At 60.7% G+C, this 20,556-nt stretch carries 21 protein-coding genes; 5 read left to right on the top strand and 16 right to left on the bottom strand.

Annotated elements, in window-relative coordinates:
- Position 1: 1 nt before the first annotated feature.
- The 4 genes from J5278_RS05880 to ybgC form a co-directional block, all read right to left on the bottom strand.
- Positions 2-1,189, bottom strand: a complete 1,188-nt coding sequence (locus tag J5278_RS05880) for a hypothetical protein (protein WP_209184557.1) — start codon at positions 1,187-1,189, stop codon at positions 2-4.
- Between the two features lie 9 nt (positions 1,190-1,198).
- Complete coding sequence (tolR, locus tag J5278_RS05875) at positions 1,199-1,663, bottom strand: protein TolR (RefSeq protein WP_111222412.1); 465 nt, start codon at positions 1,661-1,663, stop codon at positions 1,199-1,201.
- A gap of 21 nt (positions 1,664-1,684) precedes the next feature.
- Positions 1,685-2,404 carry a protein TolQ gene (gene tolQ / locus J5278_RS05870; protein WP_209184558.1) on the bottom strand — a complete coding sequence of 240 codons (720 nt, stop codon included), beginning with the start codon at positions 2,402-2,404 and terminating at the stop codon, positions 1,685-1,687.
- Positions 2,405-2,780: 376 nt separating this feature from the next.
- Complete coding sequence (ybgC, locus tag J5278_RS05865) at positions 2,781-3,257, bottom strand: tol-pal system-associated acyl-CoA thioesterase (protein WP_209184559.1); 477 nt, start codon at positions 3,255-3,257, stop codon at positions 2,781-2,783.
- Between the two features lie 131 nt (positions 3,258-3,388).
- On the opposite strand from ybgC, the gene J5278_RS05860 reads away from it, so the two are divergent.
- The 3 genes from J5278_RS05860 to J5278_RS05850 are packed head-to-tail and all read left to right on the top strand — an operon-like array spanning position 3,389 to position 6,362.
- The gene (locus J5278_RS05860; protein ID WP_209184560.1) at positions 3,389-4,609 is read left to right on the top strand and encodes an NAD-dependent epimerase/dehydratase family protein; all 1,221 of its coding nucleotides are present in this window, start codon (positions 3,389-3,391) and stop codon (positions 4,607-4,609) included.
- Positions 4,606-5,436, top strand: coding sequence for a glycosyltransferase (locus J5278_RS05855; protein WP_209184561.1), 831 nt, complete (start codon positions 4,606-4,608; stop codon positions 5,434-5,436). The genes J5278_RS05860 and J5278_RS05855 overlap by 4 nt, the downstream gene beginning before the upstream one ends.
- Positions 5,433-6,362, top strand: a complete 930-nt coding sequence (locus J5278_RS05850; RefSeq protein ID WP_209184562.1) for an NAD(P)-dependent oxidoreductase — start codon at positions 5,433-5,435, stop codon at positions 6,360-6,362. Before J5278_RS05855 ends, J5278_RS05850 begins: the two co-directional genes overlap by 4 nt.
- 38 nt (positions 6,363-6,400) lie before the next feature.
- Here J5278_RS05850 and J5278_RS05845 read toward each other — a convergent pair whose 3' ends face one another.
- From J5278_RS05845 to ruvC, 6 genes are all read right to left on the bottom strand, one after another.
- Positions 6,401-6,619 (bottom strand): DUF2945 domain-containing protein, encoded by a 219-nt coding sequence (locus J5278_RS05845; RefSeq protein WP_142830695.1) that lies wholly within the window; start codon positions 6,617-6,619, stop codon positions 6,401-6,403.
- A 64-nt stretch (positions 6,620-6,683) separates the two neighbouring features.
- Positions 6,684-7,724, bottom strand: coding sequence for a Holliday junction branch migration DNA helicase RuvB (gene ruvB, locus J5278_RS05840; RefSeq protein ID WP_111222405.1), 1,041 nt, complete (start codon positions 7,722-7,724; stop codon positions 6,684-6,686).
- The gene (locus J5278_RS05835; protein WP_209184563.1) at positions 7,721-8,119 is read right to left on the bottom strand and encodes a PIN domain-containing protein; all 399 of its coding nucleotides are present in this window, start codon (positions 8,117-8,119) and stop codon (positions 7,721-7,723) included. Before J5278_RS05835 ends, ruvB begins: the two co-directional genes overlap by 4 nt.
- Positions 8,116-8,376 (bottom strand): type II toxin-antitoxin system PrlF family antitoxin, encoded by a 261-nt coding sequence (locus J5278_RS05830; protein WP_209184564.1) that lies wholly within the window; start codon positions 8,374-8,376, stop codon positions 8,116-8,118. Before J5278_RS05830 ends, J5278_RS05835 begins: the two co-directional genes overlap by 4 nt.
- Before the next feature lie 59 nt (positions 8,377-8,435).
- Positions 8,436-9,050, bottom strand: coding sequence for a Holliday junction branch migration protein RuvA (gene ruvA, locus J5278_RS05825; protein ID WP_142830692.1), 615 nt, complete (start codon positions 9,048-9,050; stop codon positions 8,436-8,438).
- Positions 9,051-9,092: 42 nt separating this feature from the next.
- Positions 9,093-9,608, bottom strand: coding sequence for a crossover junction endodeoxyribonuclease RuvC (gene ruvC, locus J5278_RS05820; RefSeq protein ID WP_142830691.1), 516 nt, complete (start codon positions 9,606-9,608; stop codon positions 9,093-9,095).
- Positions 9,609-9,836: 228 nt separating this feature from the next.
- Here ruvC and J5278_RS05815 point away from each other — a divergent pair, with 228 nt between their 5' ends.
- The gene (locus J5278_RS05815) at positions 9,837-12,152 is read left to right on the top strand and encodes a methyl-accepting chemotaxis protein (RefSeq protein WP_209184565.1); all 2,316 of its coding nucleotides are present in this window, start codon (positions 9,837-9,839) and stop codon (positions 12,150-12,152) included.
- Between the two features lie 129 nt (positions 12,153-12,281).
- Here J5278_RS05815 and J5278_RS05810 read toward each other — a convergent pair whose 3' ends face one another.
- Positions 12,282-13,028 carry a YebC/PmpR family DNA-binding transcriptional regulator gene (locus tag J5278_RS05810; RefSeq protein WP_209184566.1) on the bottom strand — a complete coding sequence of 249 codons (747 nt, stop codon included), beginning with the start codon at positions 13,026-13,028 and terminating at the stop codon, positions 12,282-12,284.
- 157 nt (positions 13,029-13,185) lie between these two features.
- On the opposite strand from J5278_RS05810, the gene J5278_RS05805 reads away from it, so the two are divergent.
- Entirely contained in the window at positions 13,186-13,689 is a 504-nt protein-coding gene (locus tag J5278_RS05805) for a pyridoxamine 5'-phosphate oxidase family protein (protein ID WP_142830688.1), read from the top strand.
- A 59-nt stretch (positions 13,690-13,748) separates the two neighbouring features.
- Here J5278_RS05805 and J5278_RS05800 read toward each other — a convergent pair whose 3' ends face one another.
- The 5 genes from J5278_RS05800 to mprF form a co-directional block, all read right to left on the bottom strand.
- On the bottom strand, positions 13,749-14,573 hold the full coding sequence (locus J5278_RS05800) for a TIGR00282 family metallophosphoesterase (protein WP_209184567.1): 825 nt from the start codon (positions 14,571-14,573) through the stop codon (positions 13,749-13,751).
- 17 nt (positions 14,574-14,590) lie between these two features.
- Entirely contained in the window at positions 14,591-15,163 is a 573-nt protein-coding gene (locus J5278_RS05795) for a 5-formyltetrahydrofolate cyclo-ligase (protein ID WP_209184568.1), read from the bottom strand.
- 44 nt (positions 15,164-15,207) lie between these two features.
- Positions 15,208-15,879, bottom strand: coding sequence for an HAD-IA family hydrolase (locus tag J5278_RS05790; RefSeq protein WP_209184569.1), 672 nt, complete (start codon positions 15,877-15,879; stop codon positions 15,208-15,210).
- A 152-nt stretch (positions 15,880-16,031) separates the two neighbouring features.
- Positions 16,032-17,411 (bottom strand): virulence factor, encoded by a 1,380-nt coding sequence (locus J5278_RS05785; RefSeq protein ID WP_209184570.1) that lies wholly within the window; start codon positions 17,409-17,411, stop codon positions 16,032-16,034.
- Positions 17,408-19,951, bottom strand: coding sequence for a bifunctional lysylphosphatidylglycerol flippase/synthetase MprF (gene mprF, locus J5278_RS05780; RefSeq protein ID WP_247749200.1), 2,544 nt, complete (start codon positions 19,949-19,951; stop codon positions 17,408-17,410). The genes J5278_RS05785 and mprF overlap by 4 nt, the downstream gene beginning before the upstream one ends.
- Positions 19,952-20,556: the final 605 nt, after the last annotated feature.

Here is a 20,556-nt window from a genome sequence, read left to right as displayed (position 1 = left end):
TTTATAGTCCCAGGTCACTGGGGTCGAAATTGACGATAACTTCGTTCCAGGCGTCGTATTTGTCGCGCGGTAGGTTCTTGAAGGGCGAGGACATCATCACCGCCCGAGTGGCACTGCCTGACAGGGCCTGTTGAGCCGACTCGGAGCCGCCCGTCACCTGCACGTCCGGCATTCCGACGATGGTGCCGGATTCGTCGAGCTTCATGTGTACCCGGATCACCATGCCCTCGACGCCCGACATGCCTGCCGGAACATTCCAGTTGTTCTGGATCTGGCTGCGCAGGGCATCGATCTCGCTCTGGCTCAGCTTTGCGCCGTTCGCGGGCTTGTCGGTACCGAGGGCTGCCTGCTGCTGCTGGCGCTTGGCGCCGCCGCCGGTGGCCTGCTGCTTGTTCAACAACGCTGAGATTTCGTCGGCGTCGAAGTCGCTATCCTTGGAGGACGCGGCCTTGGCCATCTCGCGCTTCTTGTCGTCCTTTTTCTTGTCGGTATCGGACGACTTGTCCGCCGTCTGCACAGGCTTTTCGGCCGGCTTTGTTTCCGGCTTCTTCTCCGGCGGCTTTTCAACCGGCTTTTCGGCAACCTTCGGCGGCGCCGGCGGCTGCGGCTTGATTTGCGGCACGGGAACGTTGTCGGGCGTCGCCTGGTCGCTGGGCGCCAGTTCGGCCTTGTCCTGCGTCGGCACGGGCGTTGGCGGCGGTGGAGTCGGGATTGGGGGCGGTGTGGGGGTTGGCACCGGTGTCGGCGTCGGCGTCGGCGGCTTCGGAGCCTCCGTCGGGGTCGGCGGCGGCGGCGCGACGTCGGTCTCTTCCTTTTCGACGGACTTCACGTCGTTCGGGGTCGGATCGACCTTCGGCGTCGGCGCCTCGACTTTTTTCGGCGCACCGGTCGACTGGTTTTCGGTAGGTTTGGGAACCGGCTTCGGCGCCGATTTCAGGTCGACGTCGTTCTCGCCGGCATTCTGCGCGTTGGCAATTTCGGTCTGCTTTGTCGTCGGCTTCGGCGCCGCCTTGTCCTTCTGCGGAGCCTTCTTGTCACCGGTCTGCGTCATCGACACATCAGTCACGATCTCGACCGGCGTCGATTCGTCAGGCTGTACCTCGAAGGATTTGGGAGCGCCAATAGTCACCAGCGCCCAGACGAGGACCAGGCCGTGAACAACCGCCGATGTGACAATGCTGGCCTTCATTGAATGGGTTTACTTCGTCTTTTCTTGCTGGGTTACCAGACCGATGTTCTTAAAGCCTGCAGACGATATCCGCGCCATCACCTTCATGACGGTGCCATAGCCGGCGGCACTGTCGCCGCGCACATATATCCGCTCGTTGTAGCCGGTCTTGGCGATGGCCTGCAGCTTCGGCACGATGTCATCGAGCGCGATCGGGCTCTCCTGCATGAAGATGTCGCCGGCCGGATTGACCGAAACGGTGATCGGCTGCGTGTCCGAATTCATTTCCTTGGCCGCCGTTTCCGGCAGGTCGATCGGCACGCCGACCGTCAGCATCGGTGCCGCGACCATGAAGATGATCAACAGCACGAGCATCACGTCGACCAGCGGCGTCACGTTGATTTCCGAGATAGGTCCACTGCGGCCATGACCGCCACGACGGCTGCCGCGACGACCACCGCCGCCACCGCCACCGCCTCCACCTGACATTCCCATAAGCTTGCTCCGGTTCCGTCTTTACTGCGCGGCCGCGCGGGGCTGCAGCTTCTCATCGATCTGGCGCGAAAGAATGGCGGAGAACTCATCCGCAAAACCTTCCATGCGGCCAGACAGCTTGCCGGCATCTGCGGAGAACTTGTTGTAGGCGATAACCGCAGGAATAGCCGCGACAAGGCCAATGGCTGTCGCCAGCAGCGCTTCGGCGATACCGGGAGCAACGACCGCAAGGTTGGTGGACTTCGATCCGGCGATAGCCTGGAACGAGGTCATGATACCGACGACCGTGCCGAACAGGCCGATGAACGGGCCGGCCGAACCGATGGTCGCAAGCGAACCGAGACGGGCACCGAGATGTTCCGTTTCCCGCGCCAGCGTCACGTCCATGGCCCGGTCGATACGCATCTGCAGGCCGATCGGCGAGCGCGCGCCGCGCTCGAAAGACTTTTTCCATTCGCGCATGGCCGAGACGAAAATCGCCGCCAGCCCGGTATTGGTGCGCTCGGAAAGCGTCCGGTAAAGCTCTTCCAGCGACTGGCCGGACCAGAAAACCTGCTCGAACTGGTCGAACTGCCGGCGAGCCCGGCTGAAGCTCAGATATTTGTCGATGACGATTGCCCAGGTCCACACGGATGCCGCTATCAGTCCGAGCATCACCAGCTTGACGACGAGGCCAGCCTCCATGAAGAGAGACAGAAGCGTCACGTCACTTGTCGCTGCAGCCAATCCAACTTGTTCCATTTGATCCAAATTCCCCGAATCCAAACGCCCGGTGCAGGACCGGGCGGCAAAAAAATGATCGCACAAGAAATGTCTGGCAGCTGCCGCTGAACGCCGTCGTCAGGCTTCCAAGTCTACATCTGCCTTCTTGCCGTCAAATTTGGTCAAAGGAAGGCGTGCACCGCACAATCTCTGACCATAATATTAAGACACTATTATGGTTAAGAGATCGTTAGTGTCCGCGCGATCGGTAATTTTTCTTGGCACGCGGATATACGTTGTAGAGGAACACGAAGCGTAGGCAGCAGCGAACGAGAACCTCCCGCGCACCGCGGGAATTCCTTCTCATGCCAGTCATGTTTTAGCAAGACGCGTTTTCAGGCACCTGCCCCGCGTTTCAGGCAACCGCATCTGATGCATCGACCGACCCTGAAGCCTGCAGCAGCTGTGCCGCCAACGCTTCCGGCAACCGCCGGGGACGGCCGCTGGCGTTGATGACGGCGATGATCACCCTGGCAGCGATCAGCAGAGCGCCGTCGCGGCGGATCTCCTGCGTCAGCACCATTTTGGCACCGCCGGCCTTCTCGGTCACCGTCTGAATGGTGAGCACATCGTCCATGCGCGCCGGCCCCTTGAAGTCGATCTCCATTCGATGGACGACGAACACCAGACCTTCCTCATCGGCGGTAATGAGCTCACGCTGCTCCACGCCGAGGCAGCGCAGATAATCTGTGCGGCCGCGTTCGAGGAAATGCAGGTAGCGGGCGTGATAGACCAGCCCTGAAAAATCCGTATCTTCGTAATAGACACGCTGCAGCAGCCGGTGGCTGCCTTCGATCAGTTCCCCGGCAATCAAAAAGGGACCATTCGTCATCAAAAGCTCCAAAACCTGTGGAGAGCCTGTTTGGCCGAAGTCGGTTTGGCAGGCAAGTATTGAACAATTGTCATACTGCCTAATTATTTGAAAACAAGCGGTCGGCGACCGGCCAACAAGGAGACGATGTGATGAAGATTGCGATCATGGGCGGCGATGGATTTATCGGATGGCCAACATCGCTGCATCTGTCCGATGCCGGTCACGACGTTCACATCCTCGATAACCTGTCCCGCCGCTGGATCGATACCGAGCTTGGCGTGCAGTCCCTGACGCCGATGGACAGCATCCAGGAACGCACCCGGATCTGGCATGCCGAGACAGGTCGCCGCATTCACTTCAACCTGATCGACCTTGCCAAGGACTACGAGCTCCTGAAGAACTGGCTCGCCGAGCACCGCCCGGATGCCATCGTGCATTTCGCCGAGCAGCGTGCCGCCCCCTACTCGATGAAGAGCGACCGGCACAAGAACTACACCGTCAACAACAATGTCAGCGCCACCCACAATCTCCTGAACGCGCTGACGGAGCTGAACCTCGACACCCACCTCGTGCACTTGGGCACGATGGGAGTCTACGGCTATTCAACGGTCGGCGCCGCTATTCCGGAAGGCTACCTGCCGGTCGGCATCGAGACGGTCGACGGCCGCACCGTCAGCCAGGAAATTCTCTATCCGGCCAATCCGGGCTCCATCTACCACATGACAAAGTGCCTGGATCAGCTGCTGTTCCAGTTCTACGCGAAGAACGACGGACTGAGGATCACCGACCTCCACCAGGGCATCGTCTGGGGCACCCACACGGAGCAGACACGGCGGCACGAGCAGCTGATCAACCGCTTCGACTATGACGGCGACTACGGCACCGTGCTCAACCGCTTCCTCATCCAGGCGGCGATCGGCTACCCCCTGACGGTGCACGGCACCGGAGGCCAGACGCGCGCCTTCATCCACATTCAGGATTCGGTCCGCTGCATCGAGATCGCCTTGAAAAACCCGCCGTCGCGCAATTCCAAGGTAGAGATCTTCAACCAGATGACCGAGACGCACCGTGTCCGCGACCTCGCCGAGATGATTGCCGGCATGACCGGGGCCGAGATCGCCTGGCTGCCCAATCCGCGCAAGGAAGCGCCTGAGAACGACCTCGTCGTCAGAAACGAGAAATTCCTCAGTCTCGGCCTCGAGCCGACGACGCTGAAGACCGGCCTGCTTGGCGAGATCGTCGATGTTGCCCGCAAATACGCCTACCGCGTCGACCGCGCGCGTGTGCCCGCCGTGTCCGCCTGGACAAAAGACCTTGCCGCCAAGCTCAACCACGATCCGGAAGGCAAGCGGCTGAAGTCGGTTTCGTGAGCGCCTCCCCCCGGACGACGAGAGCCTACGTCACGCTCGTTACCAATGCCGATTACGCCCTGGGCGCGGCGGCACTCGTCCGCTCCATAAGGCGAACCGGCACGAAAGCCGACATCGTCGTGCTGCACACCGCCGGAGCAACCGTCGACGATCTCTCGCCGCTGGCGTCGCTCGGATGCCGGCTGATGCCCGTGGACCATCTGCCGCTCTCCGATGACTTCAACGCACGCCATGGCCGCACCGCCCTGCATTCGGCCGCTCCCTTTACCAAGGGTCGCAAGCCGTCCTTCCACTCACCGCTCGACAATTTCTGCAAGCTGCGGCTTTGGCAGCTGATGGAATACGAAGCTTGCGTCTTCATCGATGCCGACGCCCTGGTGCTGAAGCCGATCGACAAGCTGTTCGATTACCCGGAATTCTCGGCTGCGCCGAATGTCTATGAGGGCCTGGCAGATTTTCAAAGGCTGAATTCGGGCGTCTTCGTTGCCAGGCCGTCGCTGCAAACCTTCGATGCGATGATCGATAGTCTCGACCAGCCGGAGGTCTTCTGGAAGCGCACCGACCAGACCTTCCTGGAGACCTTTTTCCCGGATTGGCACGGCCTGCCCGTTTATATGAACATGCTGCAATATGTGTGGTTTACCATGCCCTTGCTTTGGGACTGGAAGAGTATTTCGATCCTGCACTACCAATATGAAAAGCCATGGGAGACGAATCATCCCAAGGCTGACAGACTGGCACCGCTGATCGATCTCTGGCAGCGATTCCATCAGGATCTGGACATTCCGGACATTGCTGCGCTGGCAAACCCGAAAGTGACGACATGAAAGTTTTGGTATCGGGTGGGACGGGCCTCGTCGGTCGCTATATCGTCGAGGATCTTCTTTCCCATGGCTATTCGGTCGCTGTCGGCGGCCGGCATCAGCCGGAGCCCGGCCTATTTTCAAAGCCCGTCAGCTTCGTTCCGCTGCGGCTCGATCCGAACGCAGACCAGGGTCACGCCTTCGACGACGCCTATTTCTTCGTCCACGCCGGCTTCCATCATGTCGCTGACCGTTATCGTGGTGGTGAAGGCGACGACCCCGCAGCCTTCCAGAGGCTCAATCTCGATGGAAGCGTCAAACTGTTCGAGACCGCCCAGCGCGCCGGCATCCGCCGCTGTGTCTTCCTGTCGACGCGCGCCGTCTATGGCGATCGCTCCTCCAGCGAGGTGCTTTTTGAAACCTCGGAGGCCAACCCGAATACGCTCTATGGCCGCGTCAAGCTGGACGCCGAGCGCGCGCTCTCCGCGATCAACGCCCCCGGCTTTGGCGCCGCAAGCCTTCGTCTGACCGGCGTCTACGGCGATCTCCGACCGAACAAATGGACCGACATCTTCGGCAATTACCTTGCCGGCAAGCCCGTCCCATCGCGCGCCGGCACCGAGGTTCACGGACGCGACGTCGGACAGGCTGTCCGTCTCATGCTCGAAACCGACACCGCCCGCATTGCCAATGAAGTCTTCAATGTCTCCGACGTCCTGACGGAAACCCACGAGATCCTCGCCATTCTCCAGCGCGTCACCGGCAGCCCTCACCCTTTGCCAGCCCGCGCACCCGGCAACATCATCAGCAAGATGGACACATCCAAGATCGCAGCACTCGGATGGCGCGGCGGCGGCAGGGCCCTGCTGGAAAAGACGGTTGCCTCGCTGGCGCAGGGACTGCCGCATGCCACCGAGGCAGTTCCGGCCACGGTGTCCAAGCGGGGATAGTCGTTTCGTCAGCGGCGCAGGCTTGTAGCCGTCCGATCTCAGGAGGCAGCCTTGATTTCGGAGTGGCTTTTCAGGACACGCCCGCCGTCTTCCTGTTCGATGAGATAAGCTGGCTCTTCGGCGCTGGCCTTGCGCTTGATCACCGACCCCTCGATAGTTTTCTCCACATCGTCGGTGAAACTCTCCGTCACCTTGCCGGTGCCCGTTCCCTTGCCCCACTTCCACTCGACCTTGGACCCCACGCGAAATTTGTGCATTGCGATGCTCCTCTCGAAGCCTCCCAAATGCAGATGCCGGGCTCGTTGTTCCCTGAACGGGCGCTCACTCCTCTTCCTGGAACAGCCGGAACTGCGCCGCTTCCAGGTCTTTCGGCGGCTGCAGATCCAGATGCCGCCAGGCGGTCGGTGTCAGCACGCGGCCACGGGGCGTGCGCTGGATGAAACCCTGCTGGATCATGTAGGGCTCAATGATATCCTCGATCGCATCGCGCGGCTCGGACAAGCCGGCAGCGATGGTCTCGATACCCACCGGTCCGCCACCGAAGTTAACGGCGATCATGTTGAGATAGCGCTTGTCGAGCTGATCGAGCCCGAGATTGTCGACCAGCAGCCGAGTCAGCGCCTCGTCGGCAATCTGCCGCGTAACGGATTCCGCCCGCGCCACCTCGGCGAAGTCGCGAACCCGGCGCAAAAGCCGGCCGGCGATCCGCGGCGTCCCACGCGCACGGCGGGCAATCTCCCGCGCCCCGTCATCGGCAATCGGCAGCCCCATCAGCCTTGCACCACGCCGGACAATAAGTTCCAGTTCCTCAACCGTGTAGAAGTTCAGCCGCACGGGGATGCCGAACCGGTCGCGCAACGGTGTCGTCAGCAGACCGAGCCGGGTCGTGGCGGCGACCAGCGTGAATTTCGCCAGGTCGATTTTCACGGAGCGCGCCGCAGGCCCCTCGCCGATGATCAGATCCAGCTGGAAATCCTCCATCGCCGGGTAGAGAATTTCCTCGACCGCCGGGCTCAGCCGGTGGATTTCGTCGATGAACAGGACATCGCGGTCCTCGAGATTGGTCAGAAGTGCTGCCAGGTCGCCGGCCTTGGCGATCACCGGTCCTGAGGTCGAGCGGAAATTGACGCCCAGTTCCTTGGCCATGATCTGCGCCAGAGTCGTCTTGCCGAGACCGGGCGGACCGACAAAGAGCACGTGATCCAGCGCCTCGCCCCGGTTCTTCGCCGCCTCGATGAACACTTTGAGGTTGGCGCGGGCATCGGCCTGGCCGGTGAACTCGTCGAGCGACTGCGGCCGCAGTGTCGTATCCAAGTCTTCGCCACGCTTCTCGGGCGTGATCAGGCGGGCGGGTTCGGTCATGCGAGCAGTTCCATTCCCTCGATCGTCTTGGCGGCGCGCTCGTCGAATGTGAAGGTTGCGCTACACCCGGCATTGCGATTGCGGACGGCAATGAACGCGTCTGCAAATTCAGCCTGCGAGCGGCTCATTACGTCAAGAACCGCTTCGACAGCTTCTTCGTCTTCCAGAATTATGTCTTCCGAATCCAGCAGATCCGCAATTCCGTCAGCGATCTGCTCTCTCGTGAGCTTGATACGCTGTCGCAAAAACCAAGCGAATTCCATGAGCGTGATACAGCTTATATACCCGGGACCTATTTCACCGAGACGCGCAAACAGTTCAGCGACCTTAGCGCTTTGCGCCACATCGTCTTTCAAGAAGACGCGCAGCAAGATGTTTGTATCCAGACCGATCATTGCGTTCCAACAATATGGTCGAAAATAGCCTCGCCAACGGCACGTTTCATTTCGTCCACGGGGATCGGAAGCCGATCCGGGTCGTAGAACTTGCCCAGAAGATCGACAGCACGTTTGTTTTTAGCCTTGATAAAGATTTTGCCATCCTGGTGGACATAGCGAATTTTGTCCCCGGGCTTCAAACTCAGTATGTCACGAACTTCTGATGGCACGGTAGTTTGCCCCTTTGATGTTATCGTTCCATAGTAAATCTTCATTGGCAGCATCTCCTTACTTTCCAGCGATAGCAAGGAGTTTTGGGAGCGGCAAGGAATTCTCACTTCGACAGTTCCCTCAGCCCCAGCCTGATGAGCTTGGCGCTGTCGGCACCCTCGCCCGCCGTCTTCATGGCGGCGGCAACGGCGTTGGCGGCTTGGTCACGCGAGTAACCGAGATTGGTAAGGGCCGACACGGCATCCGACACCGGCGCTGCGGCAACGCCCTCGCCGATCTCCTGCTTGAGGCCCATGTTCAGCGCTTCGCCTGCAAACGCCGGAGCCTTGTTCTTCAATTCCAGTACCATGCGCATCGCAACCTTGGGGCCGACACCGGGTGCTCGGGAAATGACGGTCTTGTCCTGCAGGGCAATGGCGTTGGCAAGCTCCGAGGTCGTCAGCGTCGACAGCACCGCCAGCGCCACCTTCGCCCCGACGCCCTGGACGCTCTGCAGCAGAATGAACCACTCCCGCTCCAGCACGGTGAGGAAGCCGAACAGCTTCAGCTGGTCCTCGCGCACATAGGTTTCGATGAACAGCACGCAGGCCTCGCCGACGCCGCCTAATCTTGCCAGCGTCCGGCTGGAGCAATAGGCGACATAGCAAACGCCGTGGACATCGACGAGCGCATAGTCCTCGCCGATTTCCTCGATGGTGCCTTTGAGTTTGCCGATCATGGGATATCCGTCAGGTTCTGGTAGTGGTGACGTATCAAAACGCTATCCGGCGGCCAGCAAGGCCTGTCGCATGCGGTTGCCACCACGATTATGGGCATGACATATGGCGATCGCCAGCGCATCGGCGGCATCGTTGCCCTTGAACTCCGCCTTCGGCATCAGGATCTTCAGCATCATGTGGATCTGCTGCTTTTCGCCGTGGCCGACGCCGATGACCGCTTTCTTGACCGCGTTCGGAGCATATTCGGCGACCGCGAGCCCCGCCCTTGCCGGCACCAGCATGGCGATGCCGCGTGCCTGGCCGAGCTTGAGCGTTGCGACAGCATCCTTGTTGACGAAAGTCTGCTCCACCGCCGCCTCATGGGGCTGATGGGTGTGCACCACATCTGACAGCCCGTCGTGCAGCTGGCAGAGCCTCGACGCCAGATCCATGTCGCCATCCGAAAGCACGGTGCCCGAGGCGACGAACCGCAGGGAGTTTCCGAGCACGTCGATGATGCCCCAGCCCATGCGGCGCAGGCCTGGATCTATGCCGATGATACGAATCGTGTTCTGCATGGTCGTCAACCTACCGTTCATGGCAACCATGTGCCAGAAAAATGTGAACAAAGCAAAAACATCACGATAATTCATCACGCGTCTTTACGTGCGATTAAGCCATTTTGCCGACTCTTCCCCGATATTGCCTACGCAGGTGGTTCGGCAGCGGCCGCACCCCAGTTTAACAACTTTTTCGCTGCACATCGTTTCGCGCTATGGACGAGACGAGAGTCTAGAGGTTACGCCATGTCTCGCCGGTTCCAGTCGCTGTCCTTCAAGGTGATCGCCACCTTCCTGCTGCTGACGCTCCTCTCCGTCGCCGTTCTCGACGGCCTCGCCTACATCGCCAGCAACAGGCTTTCGGACGATCAGGCGCTCGAGGCAAAGAAGAGCGTGCTGGTTTTCCGCGGCGACATGCTGCAGGACCAGTTGCAGCAGATCGGCACGCAGGCGGATTCGATCGCCCGCATCGAGGCGGTACAGATGACGATCACCAGCCTTAGAAGCGGCTGGAAAACCATCGAGAAGACCTCCGGCGACGCCCGCGCGGAATTGCAGAAAGTATTCGTCAGCCAGAACCCCAATCCGGCGGACCAGCGTGAAAAGCTTCTGAAGCCCGGTGGTCCCAGCGGGTTCTATTACTCCAGCCACGAGACCGCCCAGGCAGAAATTGGCCGTGACCTCCAGGGCTCGCCTTTCAGCGACCTGCTGATTGCCGACATGGATGGCGCGGTGATCTATTCCTACAAGAAGGGTCCCGCCTTCGCAGAAAATCTCAAGAGCCCGGCCTGGGTCGCATCGAGCCTCGGGAAAACCTACGCAGATGCTGTCGCAAACGTCGCCAAGGCAACCAACGACACCGCCCCGAGCGCCTTTTCCGGCCTGCGTGTAGACCCCGCGACCCAGAAGGGCGCCGTCTACTTTGCCGTCCCCATCCTCAAGCTTGGCGCACCCAAGGGCGTGATGATTTTCCAGGTGCGCGACGATATCCTCGCCTCCATCCTGTCCAAGGGCAACCCGGCCACGAGCACGGCGAGGTCGGTCGTAGTTTCGGAAGACGGTTCGGTTATCGGCGTCGACGAAGCCGCACACCTCGTAGCTGTCGATGGCGCCGCCTATAGTTTTGCGGCTGAAGCATTGGCCGGCAACGATATCAGCGTCGCCGATCTCACACGTCCCGATGGTGAGGCACGCGCCTATGCCCGCCCGATCGTATTCGGCGGCAAGCATTTCCTGATCGTCGAGAGCCTGCTCAAGAGCGAACTGAATGCCGGCTCGATCGCGATTGCCAAGTTGCTGACACTCATCGGCTTCGGCGTACTCATCCTCGTGGCGCTGGCAACCGGCCTTGTGATGAAGCTTCTCTTTGCGCCGCTTGCCCGTCTGGCCGCTGTTACCCGCGATGTCGCGGATGGCAAGCTGGACAGCGAGATCGGCAGTCAGGATCGCAATGACGAGATCGGCACGATGGCGAAGGCCCTTGCACGCTTCCGCCAGTCGCTCATTGACCAGCGCCTGCTGGAGGCGGCCAGCGCCGAGGCTCATAAAAACGCGGAAGCCGAGCGCCAGGCAAGGCTCACGGAGCGCGAGGCGGAAGCCCGCGTGCTGCAGGATGTCGTCGAAAACCTGGACGAGGGTCTGCACCACCTGGCCGCCGGCGATCTCGCCTACCGCTTCGATACCGCCTTCCCCGCCGAACTCGAAGGCCTTCGGGTCAATTTCAACAAGGCCCTGGCAACGCTCAGCGACACCATGACGGCGATCGGCGGCAACTCCATGGCCGTCCATTCCGGCTCTGAGGAGATGCGCGGCGGTGCCACCGAACTTGCGGGCCGCACAGAACGCCAAGCGGCCTCGATCACCGAGACGGCAAGAGCGGTCGGCGCCATCACCGATGCCGTCCGTCTGCAGATCACCCGCGCGGAGCAAGCCGAGCGCATAGCACGCGACGCACAGGCCGAAACGCAAGGCTCGGGTCGCATCATGCGCGAGACGATCGCCGCCATGGAAGCCATCCAGGGCTCGTCGCGACAGATGAACCAGATCATCAGCGTCATCGATGGCATTGCCTTCCAGACTAATCTTCTGGCGCTCAATGCCGGCGTCGAAGCGGCCCGTGCGGGCGAAGCTGGCAAAGGCTTTGCAGTTGTCGCGCACGAAGTGCGGGAACTGGCACAGCGCTCGTCCAGCGCCGCCAAGGAGATTGCTGGACTGCTGGCGAAATCGACCGGGGAGGTCGAAAACGGCGTAGCGCTGGTCGAACGCGCCGGCGTCGCACTCGACGGCATCAGCACCCATGTCGAGAACATCAACGTTCAGATCCGCGAAATCATGCGCTCGACACACGAGGAAGCCGAGACACTTCGGCAGATCAACCTTGCCGTCACCGATCTCGACGCCATGACGCAGCAGAACGCCGCCATGGTGGAAGAGACGACCGCCGCAATCCATCGCCTCGCCTCAGAGGCGGGCGAGATGGACAACAGGCTCGGCAATTTCACGCTGACAGATCCGGTGCGACGCAAGACCGCCGAGATCCACTTCCTGCACCGTCGCCGCTGAGGCTTCGGGCATGGACGACGGTTTGGCCACTTCTCCAGCTTGCCACAACGGACCTGGCCTCAAAACACAAACACCCACCTTCCGCAGAAGCGGGTGGTGGGTGTATCAACTCGGTAGCCCGCTAAAACGTCAGGCCGACAGCTTGGCCATGACCTCGTCGGAAACCTCGAAGTTAGAATAGACGGACTGGACGTCATCGTCGTCCTCCAGGCTGTCGATAAGCTTCATCACCGACACTGCCTTTTCCTCGTCGACCGGCACTGTGTTCTGCGCCTTCCAGACGATCTTGACGGTTTCCGCCTCGCCCAGCGTTGCTTCCAGCGCCTTGGAGACTTCGTTCAGCGCTTCGAAGCCGCAGATGATGGTGTGGCCTTCTTCATCGGTAGTCACGTCGTCGGCACCCGCCTCGATTGCCGCTTCCATCACCTTGTCTGCATCGCCGACCGCGAGCTTGTAGGTGATTTCGCCAACGTGGTCGAAGGAGAAGGAGACCGAGCCTGTTTCGCCAAGCGTACCGCCGGCCTTGGTGAAGGTCGAGCGGACGTTCGAGGCGGTGCGGTTGCGGTTGTCGGTCAGCGCTTCGACGATCACGGCAGTGCCGCCGGGGCCGTAACCTTCATAGCGGATCTGCTCGTAGTTTTCGCCTTCGCTACCCGATGCCTTCTTGATCGCACGGTCGATGTTGTCCTTCGGCATCGACTGCGCCTTGGCGTTCTGGATAGCGAGACGCAGGGCGGCGTTCATCGTCGGGTCGGGCAGTCCGGCCTTGGCGGCGACGGTGATTTCGCGCGCCAGCTTGGAGAACATTTTCGACCGCACGGAATCCTGACGACCCTTGCGATGCATGATGTTTTTAAACTGTGAATGGCCAGCCATGGCACCCCTGCTCAGTCTTCTGATATGAATGGCGCCTTATAGGTGCGAAGCCACAGGCATTCAAGCGAAAAGCCCTGCCACGCCGGAGGTTGACTGAAGGAACAAAGGTGGCCCACCTCACGTTTCAGGACGCATTATCAAATCGAAAGGATTGGCCATGGCCAGCTTCAGCGAAGCACAGGAACATCCGGCAAAGCAGTTGTGGGAGCAGATCGATGCGGTGCACGCCGGCATGCTGGGTATCGACGGCATCGACATGCACATGCAGCCAATGGCGCCGCACGCCGATCCGACGACAAACACCATCTGGTTCTACACCAAGACCGATGCAGACATCGTCAAGAGCATCAAGACCGGCGCCCGAGCCCGCTTCTGCGTGGTCGGCAAGGATCACGACTATCACGCCAGCCTCGCCGGCAAGATCGAGGTCCGCGCCGACCAGGCAAAGATCGACGAGTACTGGAGTTCGGTGACCGCCGCCTGGTATCACGACGGCAAGAAGGACCCGACCCTGACGATGCTTGCGATGCATGTCGAAGATGCAGAACTATGGATCTCAACCGGCAGCAAGCTGAAATTCGGCTGGGAGATCGCCAAGGCCAATCTCGACGACGACAAGATGCCGGACGTCGGCGTCAAGCGTCATCTGACGTTTGCCTGAACGAGAATAGCCCGGGCCGTCAACGGACAGCCCGGGCTAGCTCATAAGTTAATCATCGGTCAGTTCCAGAACGAGGGAACGGTCTCAGCGAGTCTAGGCCCGATCCGCAGCGGCGCTATCTTTTCCGCCAACCCGGTCGAATCGGAGATTTCCACGCCGACCCCACATATCGTCGCCGGCCCGGATGCCGCCTCGAAGCGGCCTTTCGGCATCTTCGAAATGAACCGGTTGAGCGGTTCTTCCTTTTCCATGCCCAACGAAGAGTCGTAGTCGCCACACATGCCGGCATCGGACATATAGGCTGTTCCGCCGTTGAGGATCTGTGCATCGGCCGTCGGCACATGGGTGTGGGTCCCGACGACAAAGCTGGCGCGGCCATCGACGAAATGTCCGAAGCACTGCTTTTCGCTGGTAGCCTCCGCATGAAAGTCGAAAACGATCGCATCGGCCTGCTCCTTCAGGGGGCAGGCAGCGAGAATGGCCTCGGCCGACTTGAAGGGATCGTCGAGTTCGGGATGCATGAACACGCGGCCCATGATGTTGGCGACCAGCACGCGGGCGCCGTTGCGCGCATAATAGAGGCCGGAGCCGCGTCCGGGCGTTCCGGCCGGATAATTGGCCGGGCGCAAAAACTGGTCGTGCCGGCCGGCAAAGGAAACCGCTTCCTTCTGGTCCCATACATGGTTGCCCGTCGTCACCACGTCGGCGCCGGCATTGATGGTTTCCAGGAAGATTTCTTCGGTGATGCCGAAACCGCCGGCCGCATTCTCGCCGTTGACGATGACAAAATCGAGCTTGAGATCGGACACCAGCCCCGGCAGGCGGTTCCAGACGCTCACGCGCCCGGTCTTGCCAACCATGTCACCCAGAAATAGCAGTCTCATTCCACGTCGGTCTCCGGTCAGAAAATGCGAAGGCCGCTTTCGGTCAGAATGGCGTCAAGGGGAACGTCGTGCGGCTCGGCGGGTACTGATGGCACTTCTTGGCAATCGAATGCAATGCCGATCAGGCGCCGCGCGAGGCCTTTCCGTCGTAAAAGCGCAATCGCCCTGTCATAATAGCCGCCACCGTAGCCAATCCGCCGTCCGGCAGCGTCGAAGGCCGATAGCGGCACCAGCAGGATATCGGGTTCGAGCAAAGCTGCGGTCTCGTCAGGGCCGAGCGTACCGAAGGCACCGGGAACAAGCGAACGGGCATCTGCCAGTTCGCGAAAGACGATTGTTTCCCTGTCGACAACTACAGGAAGACAGACCCGCGCGCCCCGCGATCGCAACAGATCGAGCAGCGGCCGGATGTCCGCCTCGGAGCGGATGGGCAGGAAGCCGGCAATAACCGCTCCCGGCTCGAAGCGAATTTCCGCATCACCACACCGCACCATGGTGGCGCTTTTTTGCGCCCGCAAATCCGCCGGCAGCGCGTCGCGAGCCGCCAGCCGTTCCTTGCGAAGCTGTGCTTTCATCTCACTCGAAGCCATGTCGTCCATCCCGTAAGCCAACGCCCCGGGCGTGGCTGCACCCCTCAGGCGCGCACCACCGACAGTTTTCCGTTGGCGCCGATACGGGCGCTGACGTTATCATAATTGAGGATCGTCGTGTGCGGTGTCTGCATCGGGTGGCTATGCGTCGCGGTGATAACCATGACGTCGGCGCCTGCCGCCTCGCCAGCCTTGATACCAGCCGGCACGTCCTCGAACACCAAGCATTCGGTGACGCTCACGCCCAGCCGTTCGGCACCCAGAATGTAGCACTGCGGATTGGGCTTGCCGACCTTGACGTCCTCGGCAGTCACGATGAAACGCGGCATCGGGATTCCCGCTTCCGCCAGCCGCGCCTTGGCAAGCGCAATCGGCGACGAGGTAACGATGGCCCAGCGGTCGGCAGGCAGCGAGGCAAGGAAATCGATGGCACCGGAAATCGGCACGACGCCGGCGACATCGGCGATCTCGTCCCTCTCGATTGCAGCGGCTTCGACAGCAGGATCTACGCCGGGAAGATTGAGGTTGCGGATCGTATCGATACCGCGGGCGCCGTGCATGGTGGGCATGAATTTCTCGACATCCAGGCCCTGGCGCGCAGCCCAGGCGCCCCAGACCCGTTCTGCGGAGGCGATTGAGTTCATGATCGTCCCGTCCATGTCGAACAGGAAGGCGGCGTAGCTTTTATCGAAGACGGAAACGTTATCAGCGGACAAGGAGTATCTCTTTCGGTTGGCGGATGATCGACCGGGCCGACGCAGGCGTCGCAGGTCGAAGATTGCCCCAGATACCGTCAGCCGCAGTCAGATGCAAAGCTAGATAGTCTCGCCGGGGCACTGCGACAAGCAATGTCCCGGCCGGATGTTCCCTACTCGCCGAGGCGGCTTTTAACGCCGGCGATGATCGTCTTCGACAATGTCTCGTAATCGTCGTCGAAATGGTGACCGCCGGCCATGGCGACGACTTCGGCGCCGGTGCCCTTCAGATCAGGGCAGGCAACGTCCTCGTCGTCATCCGTGCCATACACGCACTGGACGATCTTCGGGTTGATCTTCTTAAGGTCCTTGAGCGGATCGCCGCCCTTGCCCTCGCTGGAAGCGCCGAGCCAGCCCATTACCGAGATGACATAGTCCACCTTGCGCGACAGCGACAGCAGCGACATCTGCACCACCTGGCTGCGTTCCTTCGGCTTCAGCAGATTGTAGCTGGCCGGGATGACGTCGGCACCGAACGAGTAACCGATCAGCACCACGTGCTGCACATTGAAGTGCTTGGTGTAGTAATCGATGATGCGGCCCAGGTCGTCTGCAGTTTCCTGTGGCTTACGCTCCGACCAGAAATAATGCAGCGTATCGACGCCGACCACCGGAATGCCCTGATCCTGGAGATAGGAGCCGACTTCCTTGTCGATGTCGCGCCATCCGCCGTCGCCAGAATAGATGATCGCCAGCGTGTCCTCGGTCGGCTTGGTTTCAAGCACGTTGATGGGCAGGCCAAGCGGTGATTTTTCGGCGCTCAGCGACTTCACCAGGTCGACCAGCGTGTTGCTGAGGGTCGTCATGGCGTCGTCCGTGGAATCGCGGATTTCGATTTCCGGATGATCCTTCTGCATCGCCTCGACATGGTCGCGGCCATCCTTGGGCGCTGCCGGGGTGAAGCTGGCAATGATCGGGTTTGGCAGCACGCCGTCCATCAGTCCGATGACGACGTTGTCGCCGGTCTTGACCTTTTCGGCGGGCGTGCAGAGATCCTTGGTGAGGGCGATGCCTGCGGCAGGATCGACGGCCAGTGTCTGTGACACAGTGGCGTCCGGTGTCTGCGCGGCAATTGCCAGCGCCATGGTGCCACCAGCGCCAACGCCGGCGATGATCGGCAGCTCGTAGGCGCTGTCGGCGACAGACCGCTGTACCTGCTGGCTCAGCGACTCGATGTCGGAAACCATATAGATGCAGCCATCGTTCTGGCTGACATCGTAATTGTTGAGTGCCTTCAGGAAGGAAGGATAGTCGATCCCGATGACCATCGAGCCCTTCGCCAGCAGCGTCTGTGCAACGGCGTTTTCCTTGTCGCCCCAGCCACCGATATCCGAGATCAGCACGACTTCGCCGACCACCTTGCCCGTCGGCACAAGGATGTGCGGCGACGGGATGATGCCGGTGTCGTATTTCTTATTGACCTCGTCCGCGTGGGCGACACCCAGCATGAGCAAGGCCGCCATTGCGAAGGAAGCTGCGTATTTCAAGATCATTTCCTGACGACTCCTCTTAGTCCGCCGCCGATCAGGAACGTCGCGTCCATCAGCGCAATCATCGGACTGACCCCGCCTGAAACCGCGAGATAGCGCGGCTGCCAGTCGGGATGAAATTTTGCTTTGAAGGCTCTTAGCCCTTTGAAGTTATAAAACCGTTCACCGTGTTCGAAAACCGTGCCGCCGATCCGGTCCCAGACCGGCGCCGATTCACGCTTCGACATTCCGGATAGAGGTGCCATCCCGAGGTTAAAGCGCTGAAATCCGGCATTCCTAAGATGCTCGAGGATCTGGACGAAGAGAAAGTCCATGGAACCCTTCGGTGCGTCAGGCGAAAAGCGCATTAGGTCGATCGAGCCCTCTTCGTGGGTCGACGTCACGAGTATGTTTGCAAACGCAACGATGCGGCCGTCCTTCCTGAGAACGCCGACCGGCTGCGATAGGATATAGTCGGGATCGAAGGCGCCGAGAGAGAAGCCCTTTTCCTTGGCGTTGTGGTCTTCCAGCCAGGCGTTCGAGACTGCCGCGAGTTCGTCCAGCACCTCGCCCACGTTCTGCGGCTCGATGACCGAGAATTCAAGCCCGTCGCGCACCGCACGGCTTGCCGTCTGGCGGAGATTGGCCCACTTGCCGCCCTTCAGCTCGAATGTGTTGAGATTGACGACGGCGAGTTCGCCGAGCTTGTAGGCCCGCATGCCGGCATCGGCGCAGTGCGAAAGGAGCCCCGGCGAGATCTGGTAGAACACCGACCGACAGCCCGCCGTACGGGCGGATTCGACAAAGCGCCAGACGAGATCGGCCAGCGCGTGCCGCGGCCCGATCGGATCGAACAGAGCGATCCAGGAGCGACCGCGCTTGCCGTACATGATGAAGGCATCGCCCTTCTCGGAGAACATGATGCTCTTGTCGCGCATCCGAACCAGATTGGCGTCGGCGATGCCGTGCGCTTCGACAATGGCAACGGCCCGCTCGACATCGTCGTCCGAGACCGGCAGCAGCCGCGAGGTCGCCGGACGGAGCAGGCTGAACGCGGCAATACCGGAGGCAACGATGCAAAGGCCGAGCACGGCACGCAGGCCACGCGGCGCCTCGTCGGCAAACTCGAACTGCCACCAGAGCTGGTTGCTGTAGGCGACGTCGCGATAGACGAAGAACAGGATGACGATGGCGCAGATACAGATGACCGCTATCGCCATCAGCCAACCGGCTGTCAGCGCCTGGTTGACGAGCGAAGCCGGGCGATTGAACAGCTTGCGGCTGACGAACAGTCCGAAGATGAAGAACAGCAGGAACGACGCCTCGACGAGCGCGATTGCCTTTAGCAGCGACAGAGTTACCGCTGCAACCGCGCAGCCCACCGAAACCCACCAGGCGCCATCGAGGCGCTGGCCCAGCCCACGGGCTGCGACGACCATGGCAAGGCCGACGAGGCTCGACAGGAAGTGGGCTCCTTCGACCACAGGCAGGGCCAGGTAATCCGACAGGAACTCGAGGTTTTCATCCGGCGTCGGCGTGACGCTCGAAAAGATTAGCATGACGCCCAGCAACAGCGCGAAGGTCGACAGCAACTGCGGCATAAGCCGCCCGCCGACACGCCGCACGCTGGAAGCAGCGGGATGGTCGACGAAGCGGCGCAGTTCGGTCGCCGCAACGACCATGATCGCAAGCAGCAGCGGGATCACATGGTAGATCACCCGGTAGAGCACCAGCGAGCCCAGCACGGCATCGACGTTGACGGCGCTGCCGAGCGAAGCGACAATCACGGTCTCGAACACGCCAAGGCCGGCCGGGACATGGCTGAGGACGCCGAGGCCGACGGCGATGGCATAGACCGCGAGGAATGTCGGCCAGCCGATCGACGATTCCGGCAGCAGCACGTAGAGAACGGTCGCTGACGCCGCGATATCGAAGGCGGTGACCAGGAACTGGCGCGACCAGGTGCGCGAATCCGGCAGACGCAGCGTGAAGCTGCCGATGGAAATCACCCGCCCGCCGCGGCCCATGTAGAGCAAGACCGCCAGTAGCCCCAGGATGACACCGGCGACGCCGCGCAGCACGAGGCTGTCGACATTGATCAACGGCCCCATTTCATCGGCAATGATCATCAGCGCAATCGAACCGACAGCGGCAAGGCCGAGACCGAACGACAGCGTCACGAAGGCGACGATGCGGCCGATGTCTTCCGGCGTCAGCCCCATGCGCGAATAGGCGCGGTAACGGATCGCGCCTGCGCTCAATGCGCCAAAACCGGCAGTGTTGCCGACGGCGTAGGCACTGAATGCCGTCAGCGCCACATGCGGAAACGGCACCTTCTTGTCGATGAATTCGAGCGCGTTGGTATCGTAGAATATCAGCGCGAAGAAACTCAGGCCGGTAAACAGCAGCGCAAGCAGGATCGCACGGGCGGAGGTGTCGCTCAATGCCAGCACGATATCGTCGTAACGGACTTCCGTCGTCAGATGGAAAATCGCATAAGCGACCATCCCGAAGACGACGACGCTGCCCAGCGCCAGCAACTGCGTGCGATAGCGGCGCAACATCGTGACCAGCCAGCCGCGCTCCTCGAGGTCGTCTTCGGCTGGTTCCAGATCGATCGGGCTCGACATACTTTACCTGTTTGAATGGGTCACTTCTGCGCCCCGCTTAGCAGATGTACGTCAACGCGAATATTTCTATTCGGCGGTTGTACGCAGATTCTTTCAAGGCGACGACATGTCGCCGTCACATCTCTCTGAATTCAGGCATTTTTGGCGCAGCGCCTTGATGGGCGACAATATTCTCTTCAAAAAAGGAAGATTATAGTGGGCGCGACGGGCGCGGAGACAGAAGTCGCAAGGCAAATTGCGTAAAACCCGCCCGAAGGCGAAAAGTGCGATCCACGACGACCGGTGGTTTTTTACGATCCTGGGTGCCTACAAACGTAGGTGGGCGCCATATGTCCAAGCCCACGGGCCTGGCCTTGATTTTGTTCGATTAATAACCGTCTAATTCGAACCAGTGTCTCATACGGTGTGAAAATTTTCAACCAACTTCCTGTGCGGATCGGCGCTTTTTGCAAACTACGTTGCCCTATTATCAGCCCTCCCCTAGCGGGTCTAAAAAATCGATTTCCGCAGCTCTAGATTATTATTTCTCACACGACGAA

It is taken from the genome of Rhizobium sp. B21/90 (assembly GCF_019355815.1).
Classification (GTDB): Bacteria; Pseudomonadota; Alphaproteobacteria; order Rhizobiales; family Rhizobiaceae; genus Rhizobium; species Rhizobium rhododendri.
The sequence above is the reverse complement of the archived record's forward strand: the minus strand, read 5'-3'. Positions and strand labels throughout refer to the sequence as shown.